Origin of the sequence: Caballeronia mineralivorans PML1(12) (genome assembly GCF_001028175.1) — a bacterium.
Lineage (GTDB): Bacteria > Pseudomonadota > Gammaproteobacteria > Burkholderiales > Burkholderiaceae > Caballeronia > Caballeronia mineralivorans.
This window is the reverse complement of sequence record NZ_AEJF01000166.1, coordinates 1-3,888: the sequence shown is the minus strand read 5'-3', so window position 1 is coordinate 3,888 and position 3,888 is coordinate 1. Positions and strand designations below refer to the sequence as shown.

The 3,888-nt window shown below is 61.6% G+C and carries 3 protein-coding genes and 1 pseudogene; 3 read left to right on the top strand and 1 reads right to left on the bottom strand.

Annotated elements, in window-relative coordinates:
- A pseudogene (locus EOS_RS27785) lies at window positions 1–711 on the top strand (MFS transporter); the annotation flags it as partial.
- 138 nt (window positions 712–849) lie between these two features.
- Here the strand turns inward: EOS_RS27785 and EOS_RS27780 are convergent.
- Window positions 850–1,995, bottom strand: a complete 1,146-nt coding sequence (locus tag EOS_RS27780) for a branched-chain amino acid ABC transporter substrate-binding protein (RefSeq protein ID WP_047895403.1) — start codon at window positions 1,993–1,995, stop codon at window positions 850–852.
- A gap of 654 nt (window positions 1,996–2,649) precedes the next feature.
- Here EOS_RS27780 and EOS_RS27775 point away from each other — a divergent pair.
- Together EOS_RS27775 and EOS_RS27770 are read left to right on the top strand one after the other, a co-directional pair.
- The gene (locus EOS_RS27775) at window positions 2,650–3,345 is read left to right on the top strand and encodes a dienelactone hydrolase family protein (RefSeq protein ID WP_047895402.1); all 696 of its coding nucleotides are present in this window, start codon (window positions 2,650–2,652) and stop codon (window positions 3,343–3,345) included.
- Window positions 3,346–3,424: 79 nt separating this feature from the next.
- Window positions 3,425–3,888, top strand: a 464-nt coding sequence (locus EOS_RS27770) for an amidase family protein (protein ID WP_047895401.1), incomplete at its 3' end; no start/stop codon positions are given.

Sequence of the window (3,888 nt, the reverse complement as noted above, 5' to 3'; positions counted from 1 at the left end):
GGCGGCGCGATGCTCGCGCACGGCGTGCCGCCGGTCGCGCACCTCGTGCTCGCAGCAGGGGTGAGTTTGATCGTGGTCCTGGTATCGATGCCCGCCGTGCTGCCGCATGTTCCTCATGTGGACGACCACCATGGCGGACGGTCGTCGTCGAATCGCTGGCGCTCCAGGGCGTTGTGGGCGCTGGGCGGCATGGCCTTGATTGCGTTGATCGCCGAAGGGGCCATGTACGACTGGGCGACGGTCTATATGCGCGACGTCGTACTGTCCACGCCCGCGTTGTCGAGCGCGGCCTACGCGGCGTTCACCGGCGGCATGGCAGCCGGGCGTTTCGGCGGCGATGCGGTGCGCGCCCGCTTTGGCGCGCCGCAGCTCATCTTCGCGAGCGCGGCGCTGGCGTTTATCGGCATGGTTGCAGCGCTCTTATTGCCCAATGCGGTAGTCACGCTGGCGGGTTTCACGCTGATGGGACTCGGCCTCGCGAACATGATGCCGGTGCTGTTCGCCGCGGCGGCGCGCGTGCAGGGCGTAAGCCCGGCCGAGGGCCTGGCGCACGTCGCCGGGCTCGCTTACTTCGGCTTGCTGTTCGGGCCGGTGCTGATAGGCGGTGTGGCGCAGGTGAGCACGCTGCCGATCGGGTTATCGATCGTTGCAGCTTGTGCGGCGCTGATCGCGCTCGTCGGACCGCGCATCATGAAGCAGTTGAAGCTCTGAGCGCAGAGAGAGGGTGATCGATAAACCCTCGCCAAACGCCCTCGCAAAAAAAACGCGCTGACCGGAATCAGCGCGTTTTTTTAAAGAATCATCGAAGGCGGTCTTGGTCACGAACACAAGACCGGACCGCCCGCGAAATTACATCTTGACCACGTCCAGCAGCGTCTTCTTGCCGCCCTTGTAGTCGTACAGCGAGATCACGCCGTGCTTCAGATCGCCCTTCGAATCGAAGGTCGTTTCGCCGATCACGCCCTTGTAATCCGTACCCGGCATGGCAGCAACGATCTTTGCCGGATCGGTGGAGCCGGCGCGCTTCATTGCGTCGACAATGATGTACACCGCGTCATACGTGAACGGAGCGTAGATCTGGATCGGCTGGCCGAAACGCTTCTGGAACTTGGCTGCGAATGCCGGGCCGCCTTCCATCTTCTCGAGCGCCATGCCGGCTTCCGAGCAGACTACGTTGTCGGCTGCATCGCCTGCCAGATCAGCCAGCTTTTCGGTACATACGCCGTCGCCGGCCAGCACCTTGGCGCGCAGGCCAAGTTGCTTGGCTTGCTTGGCGAACGGGCCGCCGGTTGCGTCCATGCCGCCGTACATCACCGCGTCAGGATTCTCACCCTTGATCTTCGTCAAAATGGCGCGGAAGTCGACAGCCTTGTCGTTCGTCGCGTCATGCGACATCACGTTCAGGCCGAGCGCCTTGGCGGTCTTTTCAAATTCGTTCGCGAGACCCTGGCCGTAAGCCGTGGAGTCGTCGACGATCGCCACGCTCTTCATCTTCATCGTCTTGGCGGCGAAGTTGGCGAGCGCCGGACCTTGCTGAGCATCCGTTGCCACTACGCGATACGTCGTCTTGAAGCCTTGCTGCGTGTACGTCGGGTTAGTAGCCGACGGCGAGATCTGGACGATGCCGGCATCGCTATAGATCTTCGAAGCCGGGATACTCGTGCCGGAGTTCAGGTGACCGACCACGCCGACCACTTTGTCGTCGACCAGCTTCTGAGCAACTTGCGTTGCCGTACGCGGGTCGCCCGCGTCATCTTGCGGATCGAGTTGAAGCGTGATCTTCTGGCCGCCGATCGTCAGACCCTTGGCATTGATTTCTTCAACTGCGAGGCGCGCGCCGTTTTCGTTGTCCTTGCCCAGGTGGGCAATGCCGCCGGTCAACGGTGCAACGTGACCGATCTTGACGGTCTCGTCGGCCATAGCGGTTGTTGCCATCGAGGCGAACAGCAGCGCTGCAGCGCTAATAGGCAACAGTTTGTGAAGCTTGGTGTTCATGTAAGTCTCCAGTTTCGGTCCCAAAAACAACGGTGTCGCCCTGTGCTCCGTCTTCATCACGATCGCTCAGCCCCGTGGACGACCACGCCGGATGCATCGTCATGCACTTGGCTAGTCCTTCAGCCGGCCGTTTTTGGCAGCCGCCATCCGTACTGCGCGCAAGTGTAGGGTTGTCAAATTAATTTGGGGAAGTTTTTTAGGATAGTGGTGCGACTACCAATAAGAGATGTGTTGAGAAGCCATTGAAAGTGTGCTGGTGCCATGCGGAAAGCTCCTGTTCATGCGGTTCTTCAGCGGATTGGCACTTCTGCCGACGGCGCCGTTCGCGGCATTCTAGAGGTGTCGCTTTAGTTTTAGCGGGCCATGCCGTTATTATCCGGTCCGCTTGTTTGGAGTCAATTGTGCGGGTTAAGAAGTCGGGTTAAAGACTAGGGAAGGAGTATTAACTAGCCGCCGCTTCAAGGCCTCATGGAATACGCGTACGCGATCGCGAAAACACCCATGAAGAGGCGCCGTCGGGTGTGTTTCCTACAGCCACTTTACAGCCTGCGCCCTTGCCAGCAAGGCGGTTCGAATGGTGGCACACTAACCCGCTGCTTTTTCGCTCCCTCTCGTTTCGCCCCCATCATTCAGGCATCAGCCAGGAGCTTCATCATGACCGTGACATCCCGTTGGATCGACATTCCAGCAAACGGCGACACCTTCCAGGGTTATCTCGCGCTGCCGAAGGCAGGCAAAGGTCCGGGCGTCGTCATCATCCAGGAAATATTCGGCGTGAATCCGCACATCCGCGCCGTGGCAGACCAGTACGCCGCCGATGGTTACGTCGCGCTCGCGCCGGACATTTTCTGGCGCGTCCAGCCGCGCGTGGAACTCGGCTATGCCGGTGCAGACCGCGAGAAGGCGATGGAAATCTACGGCAAGCTCGACGTGACGCTGGCGCTCGCCGATGTCACCGCGACCGCCGCCGCGCTACGCGCGTTGCCGGAAGTCACGGGCAAGGTCGCGGGTATCGGTTATTGCCTCGGCGGCCGGCTTGCGTATCTGTCGGCGGCGCAAGGTGCGTTCGATATCGCCGTGGCCTATTACGGCGGCGGCATCCAGAACGAACTCGACCAAGCCGACAAGATCAAGGTGCCGATGCAATTCCACTACGGCGCACTCGATGCCCATATTCCGTCCGCCGCCGTCGATTCAGTGAAGCAGCGCTTCGCGGGCAAGGACGCACAGGTCCACGTATACCCGGGCGCCGATCACGGCTTCAATTGCACGGATCGCGCATCGTACAATCAAGCCGCATCGGCACTGGCGCACGGCCGCACGCTCACGTTCCTCGGCGAGCATTCGTAACCCGGCGGACTGCGCCGCGGACTGCACGGTTGCCTGCCTGAGAAGACGGGACACAACCGCATGAGACAAGGGGGGAACCGTGCAGTCCGAGTATCTCGACTACGACGCGATCGGCCTCGCCGCGCTCGTGCGCAGCGGCCAGGTCAGCGCGCGGGAACTGATCGATACGGCAATCACGCGCGCCGAAGCTGTCGATCCCGCGCTCAACGCCATCGTGCTGAAGGACTATCAGGCGGCTCGCAATCGCGCGAGCCGTGGGGGCCGCGATGGCTCCGGCACTCTCGGCGATGGTCCACTCGCGGGCGTTCCCTACCTCATCAAGGATCTGGGTGCGCCGGTTGCGGGTTTGCGGATGTCGATGGGTTGCCGTCACTTCCAGCACTACACGCCCACTGAAGATTCGCTGATCATTGCGCGCTCGAAGCAGGCCGGGCTCAACATTTTCGGCAAGACCAACACGCCTGAAATCGGCCAGATGCCGTACACCGAACCCGAGTTGTTCGGGCCGACGCGCAACCCATGGGGACTCGACTACACCACGGG

Bases quoted from the DNA above. Each gene is read 5' to 3' on its own strand.
- EOS_RS27780 (WP_047895403.1), bottom strand. From the start codon at position 1,995: ATGAACACCAAGCTTCACAAACTGTTGCCTATTAGCGCTGCAGCGCTG.
- EOS_RS27775 (WP_047895402.1), top strand. From the start codon at position 2,650: ATGACCGTGACATCCCGTTGGATCGACATTCCAGCAAACGGCGACACC.